General features: G+C 61.9%; 22 protein-coding genes and 1 pseudogene. 18 read left to right on the top strand and 5 right to left on the bottom strand.

What is annotated here, in order from left to right; all coding sequences use genetic code 11:
- Positions 1 to 60 precede the first annotated feature (60 nt).
- From ACRDT3_RS03960 to ACRDT3_RS03915, 10 genes and pseudogenes are all read left to right on the top strand, one after another.
- The gene (locus ACRDT3_RS03960) at positions 61 to 831 is read left to right on the top strand and encodes an electron transfer flavoprotein subunit beta/FixA family protein (protein WP_431491731.1); all 771 of its coding nucleotides are present in this window, start codon (positions 61 to 63) and stop codon (positions 829 to 831) included.
- 12 nt (positions 832 to 843) lie between these two features.
- Positions 844 to 1818: an electron transfer flavoprotein subunit alpha/FixB family protein gene (locus ACRDT3_RS03955; RefSeq protein WP_431491730.1), complete on the top strand. Its 975-nt coding sequence runs from the start codon at positions 844 to 846 to the stop codon at positions 1816 to 1818.
- A 19-nt stretch (positions 1819 to 1837) separates the two neighbouring features.
- Positions 1838 to 2773, top strand: a complete 936-nt coding sequence (locus tag ACRDT3_RS03950) for a cytochrome b/b6 domain-containing protein (protein WP_431491729.1) — start codon at positions 1838 to 1840, stop codon at positions 2771 to 2773.
- 129 nt (positions 2774 to 2902) lie between these two features.
- Complete coding sequence (locus tag ACRDT3_RS03945) at positions 2903 to 3814, top strand: LysR family transcriptional regulator (protein WP_431491728.1); 912 nt, start codon at positions 2903 to 2905, stop codon at positions 3812 to 3814.
- Positions 3815 to 3936: 122 nt separating this feature from the next.
- A complete protein-coding gene (locus tag ACRDT3_RS03940; RefSeq protein ID WP_431491727.1) occupies positions 3937 to 4995 on the top strand; it encodes an FUSC family protein in 1059 nt (352 codons plus the stop codon).
- A gap of 366 nt (positions 4996 to 5361) precedes the next feature.
- A pseudogene (locus ACRDT3_RS03935) lies at positions 5362 to 5676 on the top strand (SH3 domain-containing protein); the annotation flags it as partial.
- Positions 5677 to 5977: 301 nt separating this feature from the next.
- Positions 5978 to 6481 carry a M15 family metallopeptidase gene (locus ACRDT3_RS03930; protein ID WP_431491726.1) on the top strand — a complete coding sequence of 168 codons (504 nt, stop codon included), beginning with the start codon at positions 5978 to 5980 and terminating at the stop codon, positions 6479 to 6481.
- Between the two features lie 137 nt (positions 6482 to 6618).
- On the top strand, positions 6619 to 7383 hold the full coding sequence (gene aqpZ, locus ACRDT3_RS03925; RefSeq protein WP_431491725.1) for an aquaporin Z: 765 nt from the start codon (positions 6619 to 6621) through the stop codon (positions 7381 to 7383).
- A gap of 135 nt (positions 7384 to 7518) precedes the next feature.
- Positions 7519 to 8289, top strand: coding sequence for a CPBP family intramembrane glutamic endopeptidase (locus ACRDT3_RS03920; protein WP_431491724.1), 771 nt, complete (start codon positions 7519 to 7521; stop codon positions 8287 to 8289).
- A gap of 3 nt (positions 8290 to 8292) precedes the next feature.
- Positions 8293 to 9492 (top strand): MFS transporter, encoded by a 1200-nt coding sequence (locus tag ACRDT3_RS03915; protein WP_431491723.1) that lies wholly within the window; start codon positions 8293 to 8295, stop codon positions 9490 to 9492.
- A gap of 41 nt (positions 9493 to 9533) precedes the next feature.
- On the opposite strand, the gene ACRDT3_RS03910 is transcribed toward ACRDT3_RS03915, so the two are convergent.
- Positions 9534 to 10322: a hydrolase gene (locus ACRDT3_RS03910; protein ID WP_431491722.1), complete on the bottom strand. Its 789-nt coding sequence runs from the start codon at positions 10320 to 10322 to the stop codon at positions 9534 to 9536.
- A 235-nt stretch (positions 10323 to 10557) separates the two neighbouring features.
- Here ACRDT3_RS03910 and ACRDT3_RS03905 point away from each other — a divergent pair, with 235 nt between their 5' ends.
- Positions 10558 to 11862, top strand: a complete 1305-nt coding sequence (locus ACRDT3_RS03905) for an MATE family efflux transporter (protein ID WP_431491849.1) — start codon at positions 10558 to 10560, stop codon at positions 11860 to 11862.
- A 29-nt stretch (positions 11863 to 11891) separates the two neighbouring features.
- Here the strand turns inward: ACRDT3_RS03905 and ACRDT3_RS03900 are convergent, their stop codons facing one another.
- Both ACRDT3_RS03900 and ACRDT3_RS03895 read right to left on the bottom strand, forming a co-directional pair.
- Positions 11892 to 12992, bottom strand: coding sequence for a tartrate dehydrogenase (locus tag ACRDT3_RS03900; RefSeq protein WP_431491721.1), 1101 nt, complete (start codon positions 12990 to 12992; stop codon positions 11892 to 11894).
- Positions 12993 to 13012: 20 nt separating this feature from the next.
- On the bottom strand, positions 13013 to 13648 hold the full coding sequence (locus tag ACRDT3_RS03895; protein WP_431491720.1) for a GntR family transcriptional regulator: 636 nt from the start codon (positions 13646 to 13648) through the stop codon (positions 13013 to 13015).
- Between the two features lie 130 nt (positions 13649 to 13778).
- Between ACRDT3_RS03895 and ACRDT3_RS03890 the strand changes: the two genes are divergently transcribed.
- The 3 genes from ACRDT3_RS03890 to ACRDT3_RS03880 all read left to right on the top strand — a co-directional run bounded on the left by ACRDT3_RS03890 (position 13779) and on the right by ACRDT3_RS03880 (position 17390).
- Positions 13779 to 15092, top strand: a complete 1314-nt coding sequence (locus ACRDT3_RS03890) for an MFS transporter (protein ID WP_431491719.1) — start codon at positions 13779 to 13781, stop codon at positions 15090 to 15092.
- A gap of 34 nt (positions 15093 to 15126) precedes the next feature.
- On the top strand, positions 15127 to 16347 hold the full coding sequence (locus tag ACRDT3_RS03885; RefSeq protein WP_431491718.1) for an alpha-hydroxy acid oxidase: 1221 nt from the start codon (positions 15127 to 15129) through the stop codon (positions 16345 to 16347).
- A 113-nt stretch (positions 16348 to 16460) separates the two neighbouring features.
- On the top strand, positions 16461 to 17390 hold the full coding sequence (locus tag ACRDT3_RS03880; protein WP_431491717.1) for a LysR substrate-binding domain-containing protein: 930 nt from the start codon (positions 16461 to 16463) through the stop codon (positions 17388 to 17390).
- 4 nt (positions 17391 to 17394) lie between these two features.
- Here ACRDT3_RS03880 and ACRDT3_RS03875 read toward each other — a convergent pair whose 3' ends face one another.
- Positions 17395 to 17994 (bottom strand): TetR/AcrR family transcriptional regulator, encoded by a 600-nt coding sequence (locus ACRDT3_RS03875; protein WP_431491716.1) that lies wholly within the window; start codon positions 17992 to 17994, stop codon positions 17395 to 17397.
- Positions 17995 to 18116: 122 nt separating this feature from the next.
- Entirely contained in the window at positions 18117 to 20078 is a 1962-nt protein-coding gene (locus tag ACRDT3_RS03870; protein WP_431491715.1) for a primary-amine oxidase, read from the bottom strand.
- Positions 20079 to 20531: 453 nt separating this feature from the next.
- Here ACRDT3_RS03870 and ACRDT3_RS03865 point away from each other — a divergent pair, with 453 nt between their 5' ends.
- The 4 genes from ACRDT3_RS03865 (at position 20532) to ACRDT3_RS03850 (ending at position 24366) form a co-directional block, all read left to right on the top strand.
- Positions 20532 to 22076 carry an APC family permease gene (locus tag ACRDT3_RS03865; protein WP_431491714.1) on the top strand — a complete coding sequence of 515 codons (1545 nt, stop codon included), beginning with the start codon at positions 20532 to 20534 and terminating at the stop codon, positions 22074 to 22076.
- Complete coding sequence (locus ACRDT3_RS03860; protein WP_431491713.1) at positions 22073 to 22558, top strand: hypothetical protein; 486 nt, start codon at positions 22073 to 22075, stop codon at positions 22556 to 22558. Before ACRDT3_RS03865 ends, ACRDT3_RS03860 begins: the two co-directional genes overlap by 4 nt.
- Positions 22559 to 22641: 83 nt before the next feature.
- Positions 22642 to 23928 carry a flavin-containing monooxygenase gene (locus tag ACRDT3_RS03855; RefSeq protein WP_431491712.1) on the top strand — a complete coding sequence of 429 codons (1287 nt, stop codon included), beginning with the start codon at positions 22642 to 22644 and terminating at the stop codon, positions 23926 to 23928.
- 30 nt (positions 23929 to 23958) lie between these two features.
- A complete protein-coding gene (locus ACRDT3_RS03850; protein WP_431491711.1) occupies positions 23959 to 24366 on the top strand; it encodes a RidA family protein in 408 nt (135 codons plus the stop codon).
- Positions 24367 to 24374: the final 8 nt, after the last annotated feature.

Below are 24374 nucleotides of genomic sequence, written 5' to 3'. Positions count from 1 at the left end.
AACGCACCCCCTGGCCCAGCAGCCGATGGGTGCGGAACCGAACCGAGAAAAGAGCAAACCATGAAGATTGCAGTGCTGATCAAGCAGGTGCCGGACACCGAAGAAGGCCGCCAACTCACCTCCGACGGACGGGCAGATCGCGACGCCAGCGACCGCGTGATCGACGAGATCACCGAACGCGCGCTGGAAGCCGCGCTGAAGCAGAAGGACGCGGACAAGTCGGTGGAGATCACCGTGGTGACCATGGGCCCGGCCGCCGCCAACGAAGCGCTGCGCAAGGCACTGAGCATGGGCGCCGACAAGGCGGTGCACGTGCAGGACGACGCACTTGCCGGCTCCGATGCGCTGGCCACCGCCCGGGCGCTGGCCCAAGCGCTGACCGGTTTCCATGCCGATTTGATCGTGGCCGGCAACGAGTCCACCGACGGACGCGGCGGCGTGGTCCCGGCAATGATCGCCGAATTGCTCAATTTTCCGTTCCTCGGCCCGCTGAGCACCCTGGAGATCACCGGCGGCACCGTGCGCGGCACCCGCTTAGACGCCTCGGGCACCACCGCGCTGCGCGCGACCACACCGGCCGTCATCTCCGTGGCCGAGGCCATGGGCGAGGCGCGCTTCCCGAAGTTCAAGGGCATCCTGGCCGCAAAGCGCAAGCCGGTCACCGTGCAGGGCACCGCCGAGCTGGGCATGGGCGCGCCGGAGCACGCCGCGGGCAATCTGGTGCTGTCCTCCGCTGCCCGCCCCGCCCGCACCGCCGGCGTCAAAATCATCGACGAGGGACAGGCGGCGCAGGAACTTGCCGCCTACCTGGCCGCCGAGAAGCTGATCTAAGGAACCAACGACATGACTAACATCCTGGTACACATCGAACTGGGCGAGAACGGCACCCCGGCCTCCAGCGGGGCACACCTGCTGGCCCTGGCAGCGCAGCTGGGCACCCCGGTGGCAGTGGCCGCCGCCGCGGACCGCGACGGCACCGCCGCAGCGATCGGCGCGCAGGGGGCCGCACAGGTCTTCATCGGCGAAACCGAGCTGGCCGGCGCCCACCCGGCAGCCAGCGCCGTCTCCGCCCTGCAGGCGGCCATCGATGCCTACGCCCCGGCCGCCGTGCTTGCCTCGAATAGCGCCTTGGCCCGCGAGGCCATCGGCCGGCTGTCGGTGCGCACCGGCAACCCGGTGGTGCTCGAAGCCGTCGAGCTGCAGCAGCGCGACGGCCGCATCGCCGCCTCGCACTCGGTCTTCGGCGGCACCTACGTCACCGAATCCACTGCGGGCGCCGGCATCCCGCTGATCACCGTGGCCTCCAGCGGCGCTGCACCGCTGCCGGCCGCAACCGCCCAGGTGGACTCCGCCGCCATCGAGGTGGCCACCAACGCCTCCGCGGAAATCGAATCCGTGACCGCGCTGGCCGCAGCCTCCTCCCGCCCGGAGCTGCGCGCCGCCAAGATCGTGGTCTCCGGCGGCCGCGGCGTGGCCTCGAAGGAGAACTTCGCGCTCATCGAGGCGCTCGCCGACTCGCTGGGTGCAGGACTGGGCGCTTCGCGCGCCGCCGTGGACTCCGGCTATATCCCGCAGAACCACCAGGTCGGGCAGACCGGCGTCAGCGTCTCGCCGGACCTCTACGTGGCAGTGGGCATCTCCGGGGCCATCCAGCACCTTGCCGGCATGCAGACCGCCAAGCGCATCGTGGCCATCAACAAGGATGAGGACGCGCCGATCTTCGACATCGCCGACTTCGGCATCGTGGGCGACCTCTTCGAGATCCTCCCGCAGCTCACCGAGCTGCTGGAGGCCAAGCAGCTGGCCAACGCCGGCTAGACCAAGGAGAGTCGTTTCCATGTCGCTGACAACCAAGGAGGGCGCCCGCACGGCCGCGACGGCGGGCAACCCGGCGCTGAAAAAGATCTGGATCGCCGTCGGAGTGGTGGTTGCCCTGGCCCTGCTAGTGCTGGCCGCCCGCTGGTGGCGTGGAACCGGAGCGGGGGAGCAATTCATTGGCGCCTACCCGGGGCACTCGGAACTGCCGGAGTACGCGCCCACCGGCATCCCGGCCTGGCTGGGCTGGCAGCACTTCCTGAACGTCTTCTTCATGGTGCTGATCATCCGCTCCGGCTGGCTGAGCCGCACCACCGCCAGGCCGAAGGCCTACTGGACCCGGAACAACACCGGGCTGTTCAAGACCAGAACCAAGCCGAAGAAGATCAGCCTGGAAATCTGGCTGCATCTGAGCCTGGACGTGCTGTGGATCGTCAACGGCGTGGTGTTCATTGTGCTGCTGTTCGCCACCGGCGCATGGATGCGCATCGTGCCTACCAGCTGGGACATCTTCCCGAACGCGCTCAGCGCCGGCGTGCAGTACCTGTCGCTGGACTGGCCGAGCGAAAACGGCTGGCTGAACTACAACGCGCTGCAGGTCTTGGCCTACTTCGCGATCGTGTTCCTGGCCGCCCCGGTCTCCGCCATCACCGGGCTGCGCATGTCCCCGGCCTGGCCGGCCAAGCTGGACAAGGCGCTGCCCATGGAAGCCGCGCGCAAGGTGCACTTCCCGGCCATGTTGTTCTTCGTCGGCTTCCTGGTGATGCATGTGCTGCTGGTGCTGCTCACCGGTGCGCGGGCGAATCTGAACCACATGTTCGCCGCCCGCAGCGACGACGGCTGGATGGGCGTCATCATGTTCCTGGTGGCCGTTGCGGTCACCGCTGGAGCATGGTTCGCCTGCAAGCCGGTGGTCATTCGGGCCTTGGCTGGAATGTCGGGAAAGATCTCCAAATAGCAGCTGGCCGGAGGTCTGCGCACTGAAATGCCGAAACCGGCGCTGTGCAGCAGAAGCTTTCTGCACAGCGCCGGTTTTTGCCTGCCCCGGCCGTGAGATCCGCGGCGCGCGTGGTGCAATGGACAGGTGATGTTAAGGCAGTTGGAATACTTCGTGGCACTGGCCAGGGAACAGCATTTCGCGCGGGCCGCCCAGGAATGCCGCATTTCCCAGCCGGCGCTGTCCGAATCCATCAGGAAGCTTGAAGCCGGGCTCGGGGTGCCGCTGGTGCGCCGCGGACACGCGTTCCAGGGGCTGACCCCGGAAGGTGAAACGGTGCTGCGCTGGGCCCAGCGCCTGCTGGCGGACCGCGATGCGCTGACCCAGGAAGTGGCGGCGCTGCAGTCCGGGCTGACCGGCACGCTGCGCCTGGGCGTGGTGCCCGCCGCGTCTTCGACGGTCGCGCAGCTGACCGATGCCTTCGCCCGTGCCAACCCGAAGGCCAGGGTCCGCGTCCATGGCAGCCTGCGCTCCACCGACATCATTGCCCAGGTCCGCGGCTTCGAACTCGATGCGGGGCTGGTCTACGCGGACCCTGCGGAGTTGGGCGGGCTGCTCGCGCTTCCGTTGTACCGGGAGGAACACGTGCTGGTCACCAAGGAGGGCATGTTCGCGGGCGCGGGGGAGCCGACCGCCGTGGACGAAGTGCTCGCGCTGCCGCTGTGCCTGCTGGATTCCTCCATGCGCGGCCGCCAGCTGCTGGACGACGTGCTGGCCTCCCATGGGCGCAGCGCCGAGCCGCGCATCGAATGCGATTCGATGATCACGCTGCTGGCGCAGGTTGCCACCGGCCGGTGGGCGAGCGTGGTCCCGAGGCAGTGGCTCGACCCCCTGGGCGAGATGCCAGGTCTGGTCCGGACGCCCCTTGCCAGTCCCGGGATCACCAGCCAGATCAGCTTGGTTATCGCCGAGCGCCAGCCGCTGCCGCTCATGTTGCGCGCATTGCTCTCTGCGACAGGCGACACCTATCCCCCCGTCACAAAAGACCTTGACCTGGCATGATAGTTTTTTCCGATTGAACCATCAAAAATAATACTTGGACACGATCAATGCGTTGATGCAACTCTGAAGTGGCAGCACCGCTCCTTTTCGAAGGAAGCTGAGCGACCCACAAAGGAGCGATCATGGCGAACTTCCGGAATGTGCCGACCGAGCAGGCCAGCACGCCGAAAACAAGAATCCTGAACCCGGCGTTGGCCACCGCGGCGTGGCGCGGTTTTGTGATATCCCACAGCCCCGAGATCCGCCCCGCACTGCGTGTCGGCTTTGGACTGGCGATTCCCGGCACCGCGCTGCTGTTCTTGGGGCGTGCGGACCTCATGGTCTACGCGGTCTTCGGGTCGGTGGTTGGCATGTATGGCCGCAGCCCGCACCGGATGAAGCGTCTCAAGGACCAGGTCCTGGCCGGAACCATGATGCTGTGCGCTGGCGTTACCGGCATTGTCATCGCGCCGTGGGGAATGGACGGCTGGGAGCTACTCGCCGGGGGGATCTTCTGGGCGTGCACCAGTTCGCTGACCACCGACCGCTACGGGCTGAAGCCGGGTGGCTCGTTTTTCCCGGTGTTCGCCTTCGGGGCGCTGGCCAGTCTCCCGGTGGGGCAATCGCCGTCCATGGCGGGCCTGGCAGCGTTCGTGTTCACCGCGCTGTTCTGCATTATTTTGGGGCAGACTGCCAGGTTCGGCTCCGCGTCCAGGGGGTTTCCCGGGCATGATCCGATCGGCTGGCCCAAGGCGCTGCGCCGCGCCGCCTGCTATGCCAGCGTGGTGTTGCTGGCAGGAACCCTGGCCATCGGGCTGCAGCTGGAGCACTTGCAATGGGTCATGGCCGGTTCGGTCGTGCCGCTGGCGGCGGGCAACGCCCGTGGCCGCCTGAGCAGGGGAGTGCACCGCGTGGCCGGCACCGTGGCCGGACTGGGGGTGCTGCTGGGTATCTACTATCTGCAGCTGCCGGAGCTGGCCCTGGGACTGGTGATCATCGCGCTGATGTTCCCCACCGAGGGCTACATGACCCGCAATTACGGGCTGGCGCTGAGCTTTTTCACTCCTCTGATCATGCTGATGCTGGAGCTTGCCGACCCGAGCGTCAACGCTGACGTCCTGTGGGAACGCGCCTCTGGCAACATGCTGGGCGTGCTGGCTGGCATCCTCGGTGCGCAGCTCTTTGATCGCAAACCCCGCTAACCATGTTTAGGATTCGGCGTGGACGTTGCATTATTAAGCAGGTCAGGCATCGAATCGGCAACCTCGCTCACACCGAGAACGGCTTTGCGCAGGACACCAGCTAAGCCTGCGCCTCATGGAAGGTCCTACCGCCGTGAAAACACATTTCAGTTCAGCTCGACGATTCGCGGTTTCAACTGCAGGCGCGCTGCTGGCCGGTGCGCTGGCCTTGGGCGGCCTGGTGCCAGCCAGCGCCGCACAGCCGCTCCCAGCCGCTCCCAGCCGCTCCCAGCCGCTGCCCCATCCGCGTCGCTTGCGGTGCACGGCACGCTGCAGGTGCCCGCCGCCAAGCGGGCGGCGCAGGTCAAGACCACCAACAACCTGAATATGCGCTCCGGTTCCAGCACCAAGTTCCGCGTCATCTTGACCATCCCGAAAAACAAGACCGTCACCGTCAAGTCCCAAGCTTCCAACGGCTGGTACCAGGTTACGTACAACAAGAAGTCCGGGCGGATCTCCAACAAATACACCAAGGTCACCAAGACCGCCGGCACCGGCGGAAAGTCGAAGCGGGTGAAAAGCGTGAAGCTGTGGGTCACCCCGAAATCGACGATGAATATCCGCAAGGGGGCGGGAACCGGGCACACCATCATCGGGAAGATCAACAAAGGGCAGCCAGCCTACACGAGTTCCAAGGCAGCCAACGGCTGGTACAAGATTTCCACCCAGGGCAAGACCGGATGGATCTCCGGCGCGTACGTCACGACCTGTTCCAAGGGCTGCGCCATCGACGCAGGCCCGTTCACCACCAATCGCGCAGGCCTGTCTGACCGCTACTTCACCAAGCCGTCCGGGGCAGACCTGTTGGCTTCGGTCAAGGGCAAGAAACGCATCGGCGACATCCCGAAGAACTCGATCGCCTATCGGGATAAGGCCTGGGAACAGAAAGCCGGCCAGGTCTCCGGCTGGTACTTCGTGCGCACCCAGGGGGGCAGATGGCTGGATGAAAGCCTCGGCACTGAAGCGCAGTACCAACGCCAAAACCAGCAACACTTCGAAAATCACTCGCGCCACGGTAATGAAGCAGGCCAACGGGAAGCTGCCCGCGTCGATGCTGCTGGCCCTGCACTGGGACAAGGAGAAAACGCTCATCGCCGCCCCGGCAGCTGCGGACCTGGCCCGGTTGAACGCGGCCTTCAAGAAGAAATTCGGGAAGAATCTGGATATCGATCTGGCCTACCGCACCCTGGATACGCAGAAATTCCTCTACCAGGAGCTCGGCCACTACATCGCGGCCAAGCCGGGCACCTCGAACCATGGTTGGGGATTGGCCATCGATGTGCCGGAGACCTACAACTATTCGTTCAAGGGGAAGTACTACAAGTGGCTGAAAGCCAACTCCAAGAAATACAACTGGACCCACCGGAAAAATCTGGAAGAATTCCGCGCCAATGGAAGCAGAAATCCGTACGCGGAAGCATGGCACTTCGAGTATGTCGGCAAATAATTTCCAAGTCATGAACGATAGTGAATCATTCTTCAAAATAGGTGTCGGATGTCTATCCAAGCGGGAGTTCTCCCAGTAGCCTTAGGACACGGCTTGCTGTCGTGGAACTCGCTTCATTTTGAGGAAGGGAACAAAACATGTCAGAAACGTCTGCGCCGACGACCGGCGCCAAGATCACTGCCGAATTCCTGGGAACCTTCGTTCTCGTCTTCGGCGGGTGCGGATCGGCGATTTTCGCAGCCAAGGTGATTTCCGATTCAACGGTCAACATGGGCATCGGCTTCCTGGGGGTTGCCATGGCTTTCGGCCTGACCGTGCTGGTCATGGCCTACGCGGTCGGCCACATCTCCGGTGGCCACTTCAACCCGGCCGTCACCTTGGGTACCGCTGTCGCGGGGCGCACCGCCTGGAAGGACGTCCCGACCTACATCATCACGCAGATCATTGCGGCTTCGGCCGCCGGCGCGGTGCTGTACTGGATCGCCAGCGGCAAGGACGGATTCAACGCCGTTGAATCCGGCTTCGCCAGCAACGGCTACGGGGACCGCTCACCGGATGGCTACTCGATGATGGCCGCGCTGGTGGCCGAGATCGTGCTGACCGCCATCTTCCTGTACGTCATTCTGGGATCCACCGACCGCCGTGCTCCCAAGGGCTTCGCGCCCCTGGCCATCGGCCTGTCGCTGACCTTGATCCATCTGGCCTCCATCCCGATCACCAACACCTCGGTCAACCCTGCTCGTTCGCTGGGCGTGGCCTGGTTCGCGGGAGGCGAGGCGCTGGGCCAGGTCTGGCTGTTCATCGTTGCGCCAATCATCGGCGCCATCATCGCCGGCGCCACCTACAAAATGCTTGAGCCATCGGTGAAGGCCGCAACCCGCGAGGGCTTCGACCAGAAGTAATCCGGACTGAGTGCCTGCAGCTTCACGGGCCTTGGAATGTTCACACCCGTGCGAAACATTCCAAGGCCCATTTGTTTGAGTGCGTCACCCCCCAAACGCCATGGATCCCCAGCAGAGGCAGATAGGCTAGGGGACATGCACCAGCTGCCTGACTACCCGAACTATCCTGTTGTTCCCCGACGCAGACAGCGTGTATTTGATGCAGGGCCATTCACCAAGGGCGACTTCTGGACCGTTCTTGCCTACCTCGTCTTCTTTGTCGGGGGCGCGGCAGGCCTCATCGGCTTGATCCCGGGATACATGAGCGCCTTCTCCACCCAGGAGCAGGCGCTGTTCGGGATCAACCTGATCCTGTATGTCACCTTCTTCATTCTCGCGATGATCCAATGCGGCCCGCAGTTCTTCGAGTCGTTCAAGACCATGAGGTACCACCCCTGGGCCAAATGGCTGATGCTGCCCGGTGGCTGGTTCCTGACCATCATGGCCAACGGGATCATCGCCGCCTTGACGGGCCAAGCGGCCACCAGCGAGAACCAGGCGGCCCTGGAATCCATGGCCGGAACGGTGCCACTGCCGGTAATGCTGGTCGTCACCGCGCTCTTCGGCCCATTCGTCGAGGAATACCTGTTCCGCCATCTGCTCATTGGCAAGCTTTCACGCAGGATCAATGTCTGGCTCTGCGCACTGCTCTCCACGGTGCTGTTCACCAGCATCCACTTCATAGGAGCGGGCATCGGCTCGTGGCTGGAGGTCGTCCCGTACTTCATGCTGGGCGTCATGATGGGTGTTGCCTACATCCTCAGCGGCAAGTCGCTGGCTTACTCCTACATGCTGCATGTCATCAACAATGCCGTGGCGCTGCTGGTGGTGTACCTGATCTACCCGCTGCTTCCTACCGGAGCCTAGGCAGTGGCTTTTACCGGACTCGAACCTAACACCCCCGCCTATCGAGGCATGCTGCTGGCACTTTTTGCCGGCGGCGTGGCCACGTTCTCCCAGCTGTATGCGGTGCAGGGGCTACTGCCCGTGATCGCCGGCTATTTCGACATCACGTCATCGCGAACAGCGCTTGCCGTTTCGTCAGCGACCCTGGGCTTGGCCTTGGCCGTGACTCCATGGGCCATCATCTCCGACCGCTTCGGGCGCCGCAAGGTCATCAGCATCGCCCTGATTTCTTCGGTAGCCCTGGGACTGCTCAGCTGCCTGTCGCCAAGCTTCGAGTTCCTGGTGGCGATCCGCTTCTTCGAGGGAATCGCCTTGGCGGGTGTCCCAGGCTCTGCACTGGCCTTCCTCGTCGACGAGGTCAATCCGCGAGCCGTTGCCGTGGCCAGCGGCACCTATATCTCCGGAACCACCCTTGGCGGGTTGGCCGGCCGCTTGGTCGCCAGCTTTGTCGCAGACCCCGCCGGCTGGCGCTGGGGGATCGCGGCAGTGAGCATCATGGCCGGCCTGGCGACGCTGTTCTTCCTGTTCAAGGCGCCCAGCGCCCAGGGCTTCGACCCCATCCACGACCAGAATCTGCGCAGCATCGCCAGGAAGTTCGCGCATGCGTTGCACGGCAAGATGGCCCTGGTCTATGCCCAGGGCTTCTTGCTCATGGGCGGATTCGTCGCCGTCTACAACTACCTGGCTTTCCGGCTGGAAGCACCGCCCTACCTGATTCCAGCCTCGTGGGCAGCACTGGTCTTCCTGGCCTACCTCTCTGGAACCTACACCTCGGTGGCCAGCAGCAAATTCGTGGCCAGGGCCGGACGCCGGAATACGCTGCGCATCAGCATTCTTTCCAGCGCCCTTGGCCTGCTGCTGACACTGGCTGGGAACCTGGTCGTAATCATCGCCGGGTTGCTGATCTTCACCGCTGGTTTCTTCGCCGCCCACGCGGTCGCCAGCGGATGGGTTCCGGTCCTGGCCACCGAGGCCCGGGCCCAAGCCTCCAGCCTGTACAACCTGTTCTACTACGTGGGCTCATCACTGCTTGGCTGGCTCATAGGCATCCCCTTCATGCACCATGGGTGGGCCAGCGTCGTGCTCTGCGTTGGTGCGTTGCAGGTGGTTGCCCTGGTCTTGGCATCCTTGCTCTCCAAAAAAGACCCTTCCGTTCGCAGGTAAATCATATTCCGCACCAGGAATACTAACTATTACCTGGGATCTCAGGTCAGGTCGTCGAAATCTCCTGACACCCAACGGGCATAGCGTTCCGCAGAGAATTGGACAATCCGGTGGGCATCAGCCTGAACACAGGCCGCGAAGTTGTTGTAGAGCCGGTCGAACTTCAACCGCTCCAATCCCTTGGCCAAGCGCCGCACCACGGCAGCCGAGAGCGGGATGCGGTTGGGGTAGCTGCGCAGGAAGGTCACGTTGCCATCCGCCACGGGGAAAATCGCGTCGCCAGCCAGCAGGACTCCACTGCCATCGGCACCCGCTTCCCAGAGAGCCACAGTGCTGCCCGGGAAGTGGCCGCCGAGCTGCATCAGCCTGATCCCGGGCAGCACCTCAAAGGGTCCGGACCATGTCCTGATCGCGGCAGAGGAATACTGGACCCACTGCGCATCCTTCTCGGCGACGAAGATCGGAACATCTCCCAGCGCCTGGCTGTATTGATGCTGCACCCCATACATATGCGGATGGCTCGCGACAATCGCCGCCAGCTTTCCACGGCTTTTCAGCCAATCAATGATCTGTTCGGTAATCAGCCCGGGCACGTCGAAGAGCAAGTTGCCCGCGGTGCTCTCCACGAGCAAGGAGCTTTGGCCAATACCGATTTCGGGAGAAGCAATCGCATGCAGCCCCGGTTCGAGGGAAGTGATCGTCAGTTGATGGCCGGCTGCTGCTAGTTCTTCGGTGCGCACCCAGCGCTGGGTTCCGCCCGGAATGTATTGGCGTTCATCGGCGCAGATGGGGCAGGTGCCGGTGGGTTGCGCGCCCGGCGGGAATTCCACGGCGCAGCCTGCGCATTGCCAATGACCAAGCTGTTCTTGTCCCATGGGTAAACCTGTTTTCTATAAACGGTGCGGGCGGTGCCCTGCTTGCTTCCAAACCTAGTACTGGCCCCAGAAGCAGGAAAGGGATCCGCGCCAGAAATCCTCTTGCCGGGGACGCAAATGGTGAAAGTCCACGCTGCTTCGTAGAGTTGGGATTGTGAATCCTTCAACCCCCACCGAATCCCCGCGGAGCATGGGCCGGCAGATCCTTGCCCTGGCCGTTCCCGCCCTGGGCGCACTGATCGCCGAGCCGCTGTTCTTGATGGCCGATTCGGCCATCGTGGGCCACCTTGGCGTGGCCGAGCTGGCCGGTGCCGCACTGGGCACCACGGTGCTGCACACAGCGGTGGGGTTGATGATCTTCTTGGCCTACGCCACCACCCCAGCTGTAGCCAGAGCCCTGGGCGCCGGCAATCCAGGCAAGGCCATGGCGGCGGGCCGTGATGGCATGTGGTTTGCCGTAGTCCTCGGGGTGTCGCTGTCGCTGCTTGGATACTTCAGCGCCGAGAGCCTCGTCGGCTTGATGAGAGGCGAAGGGCAAACCGCTGAATTCGCCGTCGATTACATCAACTATTCGATGCCCGGCTTGACTGCGATGCTGCTGGTCCTGGCAGCCACCGGCGTGCTGCGTGGCATGCAGGACACGAAAACACCGTTGATCGTTGCTACCGCCGGCTTCGGGTTGAACATCGTCCTGAATTTCGTCCTGGTCTACTGGGCCGACATGTCCGTAGCCGGTGCCGCTCTTGGCACATCGATTGCCCAGTGGATGATGGCAGTGGTCTATTTGTGGATGATCCTGCCAAGAATTCGCAAGCAAGGAATCTCCATGGCGCCGAGCTGGTCCGGGTTCATCTCCACCGGGCAAGTCGGTTCATGGCTGATGCTGCGCAACCTGAGCATGCGTGCCGCTTTGCTGCTCACGGTTTTCGTTGCCACCAACGCCGGCACCCAAACGCTGGCCGCGCACCAGCTGGTCTTCACCATCTTCAGTTTCCTGGCCTTTGCGCTGGATGCGTTGGCCATTGCGGCCCAGGCCATGATTGGCCAAGAACTAGGCCGCGGGGATGCCGGGCAGGTCCGCAAGCTCACCGGCATCATGAGCCGCTGGGGCATCTACTTCGGCGTGGTCACCGGCATCCTGCTGTTCGCCACTTCGTGGGTCTTCCCGATGATCTTCACCCCGGACGAGCAGATCCGCCAGCTGACCACCGTTGGCCTGTGGATACTGGCATTGTCCCAGCCGTTGTGCGGCCTGGTGTTCGTCCTGGACGGCGTGCTCATCGGTGCTGGGGATGCCCGCTACCTCGGCTTGGTTGGCGTCATCAACCTCGTGGTTTACGTACCGATGCTCTGGGCGATCCAGGTCTTCGCCCAGGACTCCACTTCAGCGATTCTATGGATTTGGGTCGCTTTCGCCATCGGCTACATGGCAGCTCGCGGCGTGAGCCTGTCCCTGCGTGCCAGGAACACCGCATGGATGCGGTTGGGCAGCTGAAACCAGGCCGCCTGGCCGCACGCCATAGGCTATTTCTGGAGCTTCAGCGCCTGGGCGGTAATCTCGTCCGCTACCGCATGTCCCAGCGAACTGGTGGTGCCCAGGCCACCCAAATCCGGGGTGAGCAACGAGCTGTCGCGCTGGGCAATGACTGCCTCGAAGGCCGACTGCACGCACTTCGCTGCCTGGTGCTCGCCAAGGTGGTCCAGCATCATCGATGCGCTCCAGATCTGCCCGATCGGATTGGCAATGCCCTTGCCCGCGATGTCCGGGGCGGAACCGTGCACCGGTTCAAAGAGGCTCGGGAACCTGCGCTCCGGGTTGATATTGCCGCTGGGGGCAATGCCGATGGTTCCGGTCACCGCAGGACCGAGGTCCGAAAGGATATCGCCGAACAGGTTGCTGGCTACCACCACATCGAACCAGTCCGGGTGCAGCACGAAGTTAGCCGTGAGGATATCGATGTGGAATTTGTCCACTTTGATATCCGGGTATTTCTGCGCCATCTGCTCGACACGTTCATCCCAGTACGGCATGGAGATCTTGATGCCATTGGACTTGGTGGCGCTGGTCAGGTGCTTGGCGCCACGGGTCTGCGAGAGCTCGAAAGCGTATTTGAGGATGCGGTCGATTCCGGTACGGGTCATTACCGTTTCCTGGATGACGGTCTCACGTTCGGTGCCTTCGAAGATCTTGCCGCCGATGGATGAGTATTCGCCCTCCGTGTTCTCGCGGACCACGAAGAAGTCCACGTCCCCTGGCCTGCGGTCTGCCAAGGGGCTCTTGACCCCGTCCAGGAGCTTGACCGGACGCAGGTTCACGTACTGGTCGAAGTGCTGGCGGAATTGCAGCAGGCTGCCCCAGAGGGAAACATGATCCGGCACGGTGTCCGGCCAGCCAACAGCGCCGAAGAAGATTGCGTCATGCGCGCCAATCTGCTCTTTCCAGTTATCGGGCATCATCTGCCCGTGCTTGGCATAGTACTCGGCGTTGGCATAGTCGTATTCGGTGGTATCCAGCTGGAAGCCAAAGGCTTCGGCTGCCGCGTTCAGCGCGCGCAGGCCCTCTGGCATGACTTCGGTGCCGATGCCATCGCCGGCAAGCACGGCAATGCTATGTGTCTTTCCCATGGTTCTCCAGTGGTTGGCAGCTAGTGGTGGCCCAGCATGGCTCGGCGGATGGATTCCAGATGCACCGCCATGGCCTCGGTGGCCGCCGCGGGATCCGAGTTCTGTATGGCGGCAAAGATGGCCTGGTGTTCGGCCAGCTCGTCCGATTGGGACATGTACGGCTGCATGGACGGCAAAACGTAGTGGGCGCGGGCAGTTTGCGTGAAGCAGTTCTCCAAGCTGGCCACAAGGCGCGAGTTGCGCGATGCGGCTGCCAGCTCGCTATGGAAGCGCTGGGCGGCATGCATGGAGGCGATGGGATCGCTGACCGAAAGTCTTTCCTGGGCTTCAAGGTGCCCGGCCAGGGAAACGACAAGCGCTGCCGAATGCATGCTGGCTACCTGTCCCGCCACATGCGGTTCGAGCAAGCTGCGCAGTTCCAGCACTTCATAGACATCGTTCAAGGAAATGGCGCAAACCAGGTAGCCCTTCTTGGGCAAGACCTGCAGCAGGCCCTCGCTGGTGAGCTGGCGCAGGGATTCGCGCACCGGGGTCTTGGAAACTTCGAACTCCTGGGCCAATGCCGGCTCGATGATCAAGGTTCCGGGGGCGAGCTCTCCGCGGTTGATGCGTTCGCGCAAGGTGAGCGTGAGCTGTTCGGAGAGCGAGCTGGCCATGGTTCTCCGATTCTTCTGGTCGTAACGTAGCGACCTGATCTAGGTGTCGTTCTGAGCAACACTCTAGTCTGGGATGAAATATATTTCAGGAATCTTACGGGAACACTACTTCATCGCAAGGACTACGACTGTGCCGATCACCCAGAACTCAGCCAGCACGCAGCAAGCGCGCAACCGGCGCCGAGCCCTGTTCGCCTCCGTCTTCGGCACGGCCATCGAATGGTATGACTATGCGCTGTATGGCGCGGCCGCTTCGGTGGTGATCGGTCCGCTGTTCTTCTCCGGGGCCGGCGACTCGGCGGCAGCTATCGCCTCCTTTGCCACCTTCGCGGTGGGCTTCGTGGCCCGCCCGCTGGGCGGTGTGCTCATCGGGCACCTCGGGGACCGGTTCGGCCGCCGCCCAGCGATGCTGCTCTCGGTCATCCTGATGGGCGTGGCCACCGTGGGCATCGGCTTGCTGCCCACGGCGGCGAGCTGGGGCGTGTGGTCCGTGGTCCTGCTGGTGCTGCTGCGCCTGCTCCAGGGCTTCGGTGCCGGCGCGGAACTGACCGGGGCGATGACGCTGGTGGCCGAATACGTGGAGCCGAGAAAACGCGGGTTCTACACCTCGCTGGTGCTCTCCACCCCGCCGCTGGGCATCGCGCTGGCCACCGTGTGCTTCTTCCTGGTGTCGCTGGCTGGTGATGAGGTCTTGCTCGGGTGGGCCTGGCGCATCCCGTTCCTGGTCTCGGCACTGCTGTTCGTGGTGGCCATCTACATCCGCAACAAGCTGGAAGAGACCCCGGACTATGCCGCTGCCATGGCGTCGGCCCGTGCCAACCAGCAGCAGGCCAAGCTTCCCATCGTGCAGGTTTTCGCCGGGCACTGGCGCCGCGTGGCCCTGGGTTTCCTGGCCATCACCGGGCACAATGCAGTCAACTACATCCTTGCGGTCTTCGCGCTGAGCCTGATGGTCACCAGCGGCATGGAACGCAGCCATGCGCTGCTGGCGGTCACCCTGGGCTCTTTGGTCTCCGTATTGCTCACGCCGGTGGGCGGCTGGCTGGCCGATCGGTTCGGCGCTTCCAAGGTCCTGGCGGCCGGAAACATCTCCGGCTTCATTCTCGCGTTCCCGATCTTCGCGATGATCTCCACCGGCGAGTTCGCCTTCGGTTTCCTGGGCATCGCTGCCGGCTATGCGCTGGTGATCCCGTGCACTTCCGGTGCCCAAGGGGCCTTCCTCACCGAGCTGTTCCCCGTCTCGGTCCGTTTCTCCGGGATTGCCATCGCGCGCGAATTGAACGGCGCCATCGTCGCCGGTCTTTCGCCGCTGATTGCCGCCGCTCTCTTGCAAGCGGGCAACGGCTCCATCGTGATGCCAGCGGGATACCTGGCCCTGTGCTGCCTGTCCTCGGCCATTGCGATCTTCATCGGCACCCGCGCGAGCTCGCGCACCCTGTACTAAACCGACAATTTTTCACAGAAGTAAGGAACAATCCATGGGTAACCTCAAGCGCCAACTGCCGGACGTGGCCGAACTGGTCAGCCTGATAAAGTTCAAGCTCCCCTCCACCAGCCGTCGGGCCGCCCGCCTGGCCGGTGCCGCCGACATCTGGGATCTGCGCAAGATCGCCAAGCGCCGCACCCCCACCGCGGCCTTCGACTACGTCGATGGCGCTGCCGGACGCGAGATCACCGCGACCCGCGCCCGGGCGGTGTTCGACGGCGTCGAGCTGTTGCCGCGAATCCTGCACGGAACCGCGCACTCGGATCTTTCCACCACCATTGCCGGTGCACCATCGGCACTGCCCTTCGGCATCGCCCCCACCGGCTTCACCCGCTTCATGCACTCCGAAGGCGAAATCGGCGGCTCGCGGGCTGCCCAGAAGGCGGGGATTCCCTTCAGCCTGTCCACCATGGGCACCCGTTCCATCGAGGAGGTCGCCGAGGCGGCGCCCGAGGGCCGCAAGTGGTTCCAGCTCTACCTGTGGAAGGACCGGGAGAAGTCCAGGGCGCTGGTGGAACGCGCTGCTGAAGCGGGCTATGACACCTTGCTGGTCACCGTGGATACCCCGGTGGCTGGCCAGCGCCACCGCGATACCCGCAACGGCATGAAGATCCCGCCGGAATTGACCGTGAAGACCGTGCTGGATGCGTCCTACCGCCCGGAATGGTGGTACAACTTCCTTACCACCGATTCGCTGAAGTTCGCATCGCTGTCGGATACGTCGGCAGACCTGCCAACCATCATCAACTCCATGTTCGATTCCTCTTTGGACTTCGAGGATCTGAAGTGGATCCGCGAGCTGTGGAAGGGAAAGCTCTTCGTCAAGGGCGTGCTCACCAGGGAGGACGCTGCCAAGGCCCAGGCCGCCGGTGCTGACGGACTGGTGGTTTCCAATCACGGCGGCCGGCAGCTGGACCGCGCACCGATCGCTTTCGAGGCGCTGAGCGAAGTGCGTGCCGAGGTCGGGGCGGACATGGAAATCATCATGGATTCGGGCATCATGTCCGGCGCGGACATTGTCGCCGCGCTGTGCGCCGGAGCGGACTTCGTGCTGATTGGCCGCGCCTACCTCTATGGCCTGATGGCTGGCGGAGAAGAAGGCGTCAGCCGTGCCATCGAATTGCTGGCCAAGGAAGTGGAAGTGAATATGCAGCTGATGGGCGCGGCGAGCATCAAGGATCTGGACGAGTCGCTGATTCGCCGACGGCTCTAGAAGGGAAAAGCCTGAGCAACTAGACATATCGCATGGAAGGCATCAACGCATTATTAGATGATAATTGCTAAATTTCATCGCTATTTCTGATTTAGGGCTTCTATACTGGCCGTATGGATATCACGTTGACGCAGCTGAGGTACTTTAGCGAAGCAGCGGCACAGCTGTCGATGACGGGCGCCGCTGAACGGCTGAAGGTCGCTCAGTCAGCCGTATCGAGTGCTGTGGCACAGGTGGAAAAACAGCTCGGTTCCCAGCTGTTTATCCGTCAGCGTGCCAAGGGGCTATTGCTGACCCAATCGGGGGAGCTCTTCCTGAAGGACGCGAATGCGGTGCTCGCACATCTTGAAGAGATCGTAGAGAACGCAAAGGGTGACCAATCCAGAGTTTCCGGAGTGGTGCGACTGGCCTGCTTCAGCACATTGGCACCGTTTCATATCCCAGAACTGGTAAGTCGGCTCAAAGCCGAGCATCCGGAACTTGTGCTTGAGGTTTTGGAAGCTGATGCAGCTGGCTGTGCGAGGGCTTTGAGCGAGGGGCAGGCTGATCTGGCTCTCTGTTACGAATTGGGGCTGCCGGAAAATGTAGCGATGAATACCGTCAGCAGCGCTAGGCCTTATATTGCGCTGCCCATGGAGCATGAGTTGGCTGGTGAAACAGCCCTAAAGCTGCAGCAGCTGAGCGACGAGCCTTTCATCTTGCTGGACATGCCGCATTCCAGGGAACTGATGCTCTCGATTCTCCGGAATGCAGGTGTGGAGCCAAAAGTTCGATACCAATCAGCGAGCTATGAAACTGTGCGAACTTTCGTAGCGCACTCGCACGGCTACTCGATTCTCCACCAGCGGCCAACGCATTCGTCGACTTACGACGGCAACCAGGTGGCCATGGTGGAGATTGCAGACAAGGTTCCGGAATTGCGCACGGTCCTTGCCTACCTTCGTTCGCAACGACCTACCGGGAGAATGCGCGCGGTGGCCGAAGCCGTTCACGCGCAGGTCGCGGAACGGGCTACGATCTCCCTTGCCAAAAACACGCGGTAATCCGCTAGTTCGATGACCGGTAGCGGTCAATCATTTTCTTGAGCAGATGCCGTTGGTGTGAGGACGTGACTTCCGCCGGATCCAGCATCGAGGTGATGTGCAAGCCCATCATGGTATTTATCAGCTCGCTGCGAGCATGATTCAAATTCAAGTCACGGGGCACTTCGCCAAGGGTCTTAGCTGCGTTCAGGCACTGCATGATCTGAACCTTCCAGCCGTTGAGAGCTGCCGCTCCAATTCTGCGCAAGGCCTCATCGGTCTGGGCCCTTTGCCAAAAGGCAATGGCAACGCGGGCTTCGCTCGTGGTGATTTCGTCGGCGGGGATGATTTCAAAGCACAGTGCCAACAGGGCATCCAGTCCTTGGCGGGATTTCAGGACCCGCGCGATGCGTTGGTCGGTATGCTGGCAGATCAGCTCGTAAGCCGCGAGCAGCAGCTCGTTCTTGTTCGCGAAATAGTGGGAAATAATTCCAGGCGTGGCGTAGCCGCATTCGCTGGCGATGTCGCGCATCGTCGCGTTGTCGATCCCTCTCGTGGCAATGATGTTCCACGTGGTGCGGATTATTGCCGCACGGCGTTCTTCATGGTCGACAAGGCGGGGCATGGTTACGCAGCTTTCCGGCGGTAAAGGCCATTCGCAGGTGGCTCTGTGGAAAAAGGTCAGGTGCTGGGACCCTGAAGGCCCCACCACCTGACTATCCTTGCATGTTCGAAGGTGCGCGTGAGCTAAGCCCCGCAATGCCCGCCTGAGCCGGGGGCATCGGTGGCACAGTGCGAGCCAGCCGAGGACGGGATATTGAGCATCGGGTTCTCATTGAAGAACCCGTGCGGCTTCAGCGAGAAACCTACGGTATCCACCGGCATAATCGGCCAGTCCTCGGGACGCGGGAAGTGGGTCAGGCCGAAGGAATGCCACAGGACTATGTCTTGCCCGTCGATATCCCTGTCTGCTTCCACGAATGCAGGCAGGCCCGCACCGCCTGGATTGCGGTTGACCAGGTCGCCGGCTGCGTAGAGCTCGCCTTCGGCGAAGCGCGTGACCCACAAGTCGTGGCGCGTGAAAGCAGCTCGGGCGGCGATGGACGAGTCATCGGCCATGGCCAGGGTCGGGTTGTTCTGCGGGTATAGGGTGTAGCCCACCGGCTCGCCTACTTGGTTCAGCGAATTGGGGTTGCTCACCTGCCAAATGCGACCGGCTGCGGCGTTGGCGTCGCGCACCGCCTGCTTCTCATGACCCAAGCGCAACCGGCTCTGGGCGAACGCGTTGCCATGCGGATTTTCCGAGGATTTGGGCAGGCGGACTACATCCAGCTCATCGACGGCGTTGGTGTGCCCGTCGAGCATCATGTCCAATCGGGCTCCGAACAAATGCTGGTGGTATGGGGCAGCCAGGCCCGGCGCGATTTCCGAAGCATACTTGTATCCCTTGTGCGGCAACGCTGCGGTGAATACGATTCCGGTGGCCTTGGCCTCGAATTCTATGGTTCCATCCAGGTAGAGGTACCAGTAGAAGCCGTAGTCGTAGTTGCCCACGGTGGTGAAGAAGGACACGACAAGTCGGCGGTTGCGGCGCACCTCGTTTGACCCGGCCCATTCATCGGTGTGCTTCCAGCCTATGCCGGCGTCTTCCTCGTGGATGCAGATGCCGTTCTCGATGACTCGTGCGTTGCCGAAGTCATCGGCAACCACGGGGGACATGTAGTGGATTTCGCCTAGGCAGTCACAACCTAGCTTCAGCGAGTTCGCATCGCGGCCCACCAGGTATTCGCCGGTGTCGAAATAGTTCTGCCAGCTGCGGTAGGGTGCCGGGTCGCCATAGGGGACAACCATTTCCGAAATGGAGGCCCGGTGGATCAGCGAACGGCGTCTCTGATTCTGCGTGTGGTGGATTTGGTGCAGGACCAAGCCCTCGCGGGCGTCGAATCCTACGCGCAGATCCCAGCCGAGCCACGAGAGATGGTTGCCCTCGACCGTGAAGCTGGCGCCTTCCGGCTGGGTGATCTCGATGGGTTTCATATCATCCCGGAGCTCGCCGTGCACGGCCGAATCAGTGTAATTTCCATTGATTTCGGGGACGGGAACCGGGCCGTCATCGATGAGCCTGTCCACTCGGCAGTTCTCCAGGTCGACGAAGGCGACGAGCCGGTCGATTGGGTGCGCCCAAGCATGGTCATCTGGGGAGTTCTGCACGAATCCAAGACCGCGCAGCAGGCGCTTTCCCTCTTCGTTCTCGTAGTCGAAGACTCCGGCGGACAGCGGCGCGACGCGAACTTGGGACGGGGTCAATCCGCGGCTGGCCAGAGCGTTGATCCATCCTTCGTCGGCGGCCAGGATTTCTTCTACGGTATCGAATTCCTCTAGCAGGACCGGGACTTGTCCATCGAATTCTGGATCGATGTCCCGCTGGGACTCGATCTCCCCGCTGGTCAGAGACAGGATGATATCCGTTGACCAGGATTTGCTCGGGTCATAGAGCATTACACGGATCTTGCGGGGGATCTCCATCTCGGTTGCTGAATACAACAGGTCCTTTGGGGGATCGAGAAGCCCCAGATAGGCGAAGCGGGTGGTGTTCGCTATGAGCCCGGCGCTATCCAGGAGGCGCCGGGCGAGCTCGATTTCCTCGGAGGTAATCTGCTCCAGCGGGTGAGCAGTGCCCACTGCTGTGGTGGAATCCTGAGTTGTCATCGATATCTCCTTTTGTTTTGGTGGAACAGTTGTTCAAAAACAATATCGATTGTGACAGAGGCCATGGTCAAAGGTAAAGAGTTTCGGGAAAGGAATTTCCCGCCTCCCGCGCGACGCGTCTTTGTCGAACTCGCTTCCACCCACTGAGTTTCGGTGGTCGGCAAAGGAAATGATTGCAGCTGCGGGTTGTTCGCGGGAATGTCGAGTTCCCACGGGAGTGGTGTGTCTAAATCTGAAAATCCGATTCGAAACATCGGATTATATTTATTTACTTGATTCAAATGCGGCCTTAGCCTTAATTCATGTGACGCGGAGCACTTCTTGGATTGGGTAGTGCCACAGCGTTACCGCTAATTGCTCTGGCGTTCCCCCGCGCGGCCGGATTCCAGAGCACCACAGTTCCTGCTGGCACGAGCGTGCCCCGCAGGCAAGCAAGGGCAACGGGACATAGACATGCATAACGACGCGTCATCAACACAACTAGCCCAGGATCAAACACAGCACCTGCAAAAGAGCCTTGGGCGCCTGGATATCCTGCTCCTGGTAGTCGCCGCAGTAGTCTCCATCGAGATTCTCGGCTCCGTCTCCGGTTTTGGCGCGGAGACGTTCACTTGGACCTTCATCCTGGCGATTACCTTCATGATTCCCTACGGCCTGATCTTCGCCGAAACCGGTGGGACGTTCACCGAGGAGGGTGGAGTCTACGTCTGGACCAGGATGGCTTTCGGACGTGTCGTCGCTGCTATTGCCGCGCTGCTCACATGGGTGACCCAGCCAGTATGGGTTGGCGGGGCAATGGCTTTCGTGGCCGTCGAGACGTGGTCGGAGTATGTCTCCGCCATCGAAGCGGGGTCGGTGTGGGACTACCTGTTCAAGCTAGCCTTCATTTGGATCACCGTGACTTCCGCGATTATCAGCCTTAAGCACGGGAAGTGGCTCCCTTCGCTCGGTGCCATTCTCAAGCTGGCCTTCCTCGTATTTTTCCTTGTCGTCACATTGATCTACGGTTTCGTCAACGGTTTTAATGGATTGTCTTTCGGAGATTTCAGCCCGACATTAGGCGGATTCCTCGGCTTGACTCCACTGCTGCTGTTCTCCTTTCTCGGCTTCGAATCCGGTAACAGCGCCGCCGGGGAGATGAAGAATCCTGCCAAGGACGTGCCCATCTCGATTGCGCGCACCTCGATCCTCGCTGCTTGCAGCTACCTGTTGCCGGTGCTTGCGATCCTGCTCGTTGTTCCGCTGGACCAGATTACCGGTATCGGAGGATTGTTCGGAGCAGTGGAGCAAGTCTTCTCTATCTTCGGCGCTGGTGCACCTGCCATGCTGGCAATTGCCGCTGTGGTGTTCTGCTTCGTATTGGTCTCGCAGGGCGGTGCATGGATGATCATCTCAGACCGAATGCAGGCCATGGCTGCAGCGGATGGCTCATTTTTCGGAGGGTATTTCGGCCGGTTCAACCCAAAGCTGGGCACGCCGATGCGAGTTAATACCCTCTCCGGGGTTGTGGCGACGGTCTTCATGCTGGTAGCCATGCAGCTCAGCGGTTCCAGCGGAGCGATCTTCGGCATCGTGCTGACCATCTCGATTTCCACGTTCCTGCTGAGCTACCTCATTGCCATCCCCGCGGCCGTCCGGCTGCGCACCAAATTCTCCGAGGTGCCGCGGCCCTTCCGGGTGCCGGTATCAGATCCTATTTTCAAGGTTTTGGGCAGCATTTGCTTCGCTTGGATCCTGCTCGGGTCTTGGGTGGCCTTGTTCCCTGGGACGCTGGAGGCAGTCTTCTCTGTTGAATACGACTTCGAGGGAATCTGGGGCGTGTCCCAGCTGGAGTACGAGCTCTTTGCCTTGGGCACGCTGGCGGTCATTCTCGCACTGGGTATTGCGGGCTATCTTCGCGGCGGCAAGGTCCGCCGGGCCGGCAATACTGCTATCGATGATAAGGCGCCGGTAATCGTCCAGGAGCAACGCGGCCAGGAACAGGGCGTGCGCCCATGAAAATCGGGGCTTCGGGCAATGGTCGGGGGACGGCCGAATATTGGGCCAGGGGGATCATTCCATCGCTGGCCTTCGCCTCTGCCGCGGCGCATTTTGCCTTGGCGGCGCGCTCGGATGGATCCATGAAGCTGTTCATGATCGCCGGCGGGTTGCTTTGCTTCTGGTGCTCGGTGCACCCCTTGTTATCCAAATGCAGATTGCGGCAGAAAGCCTTATGGTCCATCGGAGCATCCGGGGCTAGTGCAATAGTGCACATGGGATTCATTACTGCTCATGCGCAGACTGGAGGGCACCAGCACGGTGGCGGGCCGCTGCCTGCCTCGGCTGGCGGACATGAGGAGTTGATGCTGGGCATGGTTGCCTTCGAATTGGCGCTCGTTATCTGCCTGAGCATCCTGGCCCGTTTCCTGCCAGACCCATCCGAGAGCGAGGGTCGTCAAGGCAGTGTATCTGCATCTAATTTTCAGATTTATATGCACTAAAAGAACTTCTTTACAGATTTGCTTTGCATCGGCAATTCTGGAATCAACACCAATCGACAGCTTTCCCTGGACGGAGAAGAATAATGCAGGAATCCCACACAGACGTACTCGTGGTCGGCGGCGGCCAAGCCGGCATCGCGATGAGCGAGCACCTAGGACAGCGCGGCATCAAGCACCTCGTGATCGAGCGGGACCGTATTGCCGAGCGCTGGCGCACCGGTCGGTGGGACTCGCTGGTCGCCAATGGCCCAGCCTGGCACGACCGCTTCCCGAATCTGGAGTTCAACGGCATCGAGCCTGAGGCCTTCGCCACCAAGGACCAGGTTGCCGAGTATTTCGAGCAGTACGTCTCCAAGCTTGGCGCCCCCGTCCGCACCGGCGTTGAAGTCACGAAGGTGACCCGCAACGAAGGCCGCCGCGGCTTCACCGCGCAAACCAGCGAAGGCGCCATCCAGGCCAATTACGTGGTTGCGGCCACCGGCCCATTCCAGAAGCCGGTCATCCCTCGGATCATTCCGGAAAGCAACCCGGTCAACCAGATCCACTCAAGTGCCTACCGCAATCCGCAGCAGTTGCCCGAGGGAAATGTCCTGGTGGTCGGTGCCGGTTCCTCGGGCGTGCAGATTGCCCAAGAACTGCGCGCGTCCGGACGCCAGGTCTACCTCGCAGTGGGACCGCATGACCGTCCGCCGCGGCGCTACCGGGGCCAGGATTTCTGCTGGTGGCTAGGGGTGCTGAACAAATGGGAGATGTCTGCGCCGCCCCAAGGTGCTGAGCACGTCACCATCGCAGTCAGCGGCGCCAACGGTGGACAAACTGTCAACTTCCGAACTCTCGGCCACCAGGGCATCACCCTGGTTGGACGAGCCACGACCTACAGCGACGGTGTGCTGCGCTTCGACCCGGATCTCGCTGCGAATGTAGCCAGTGGCGATGAGAACTACCTGTCCATCCTGGACGAGGCAGACGCCTATATCGAGCGCAATGGGCTGGATTTTCCAGTCGAACCCGAAGCCCGGGACCTGGGTGATCTGCCCGAATGCATCACCGATCCGCTGGTCGAACTCGACCTGCAGGCCGCTGGTGTCAGCACCATCGTGTGGGCCACCGGATTCACCGTGGACTACAGCTGGCTGGAAGCGGACACCTTCGATGAGCGTGGACGGCCCAAGCACCAGAAAGGCGTCTCGGAAGAGCCGGGAGTGTATTTCCTCGGTCTGCCTTGGCAGTCCCGCCGTGGATCCAGCTTCATCTGGGGTGTGTGGCACGACGCGCAGTACATTGCCGATCAGATCAGCATCCAGCGCTCCTACGCCGAGCACCTGCCGATGGACTCCTCCCTCGGGCTTTCCGCTACGGCCCTGGCCTGAACACCAACGCAAATCCAAGGAACGAATCACATGAACCACACCCGCATCCGCACGTTCAACACCAAGGACACCTACCCTGAGCAGAATCTGGACAATGACTTGTGCCAGGCCGTTGTCGCCAACGGCGTGGTCTACTTGCGCGGCCAGATCGGACAGGACCTCGATACCAGGGAGTCGGTGGGCATCGGCGATGTCGAGGCGCAAGCCGAAAAGGCCATGGCGAACATCGACATGCTGCTCAAGGAAGCAGGCAGCAGCCTCGAGGACATTGTTAAAGTGACGGTTTACCTAATTGACCCCCGCTACCGCGAGGCCGTCTACCGAACCATGGGCAAATGGCTCAAGGGCGTCTATCCGGTGTCCACGGGGCTGGTCGTCCAGGCTTTGGCACGCCCCGAATGGCTTGTCGAAATCGACGCGACCGCCGTTATCTCATAAGGAGGAGC

The sequence above is a fragment of the Glutamicibacter sp. genome, assembly GCF_050701915.1.
Classification (GTDB): domain Bacteria; phylum Actinomycetota; class Actinomycetes; order Actinomycetales; family Micrococcaceae; genus Glutamicibacter.
This window is presented reverse-complemented; position numbering and strand designations above follow the sequence as displayed.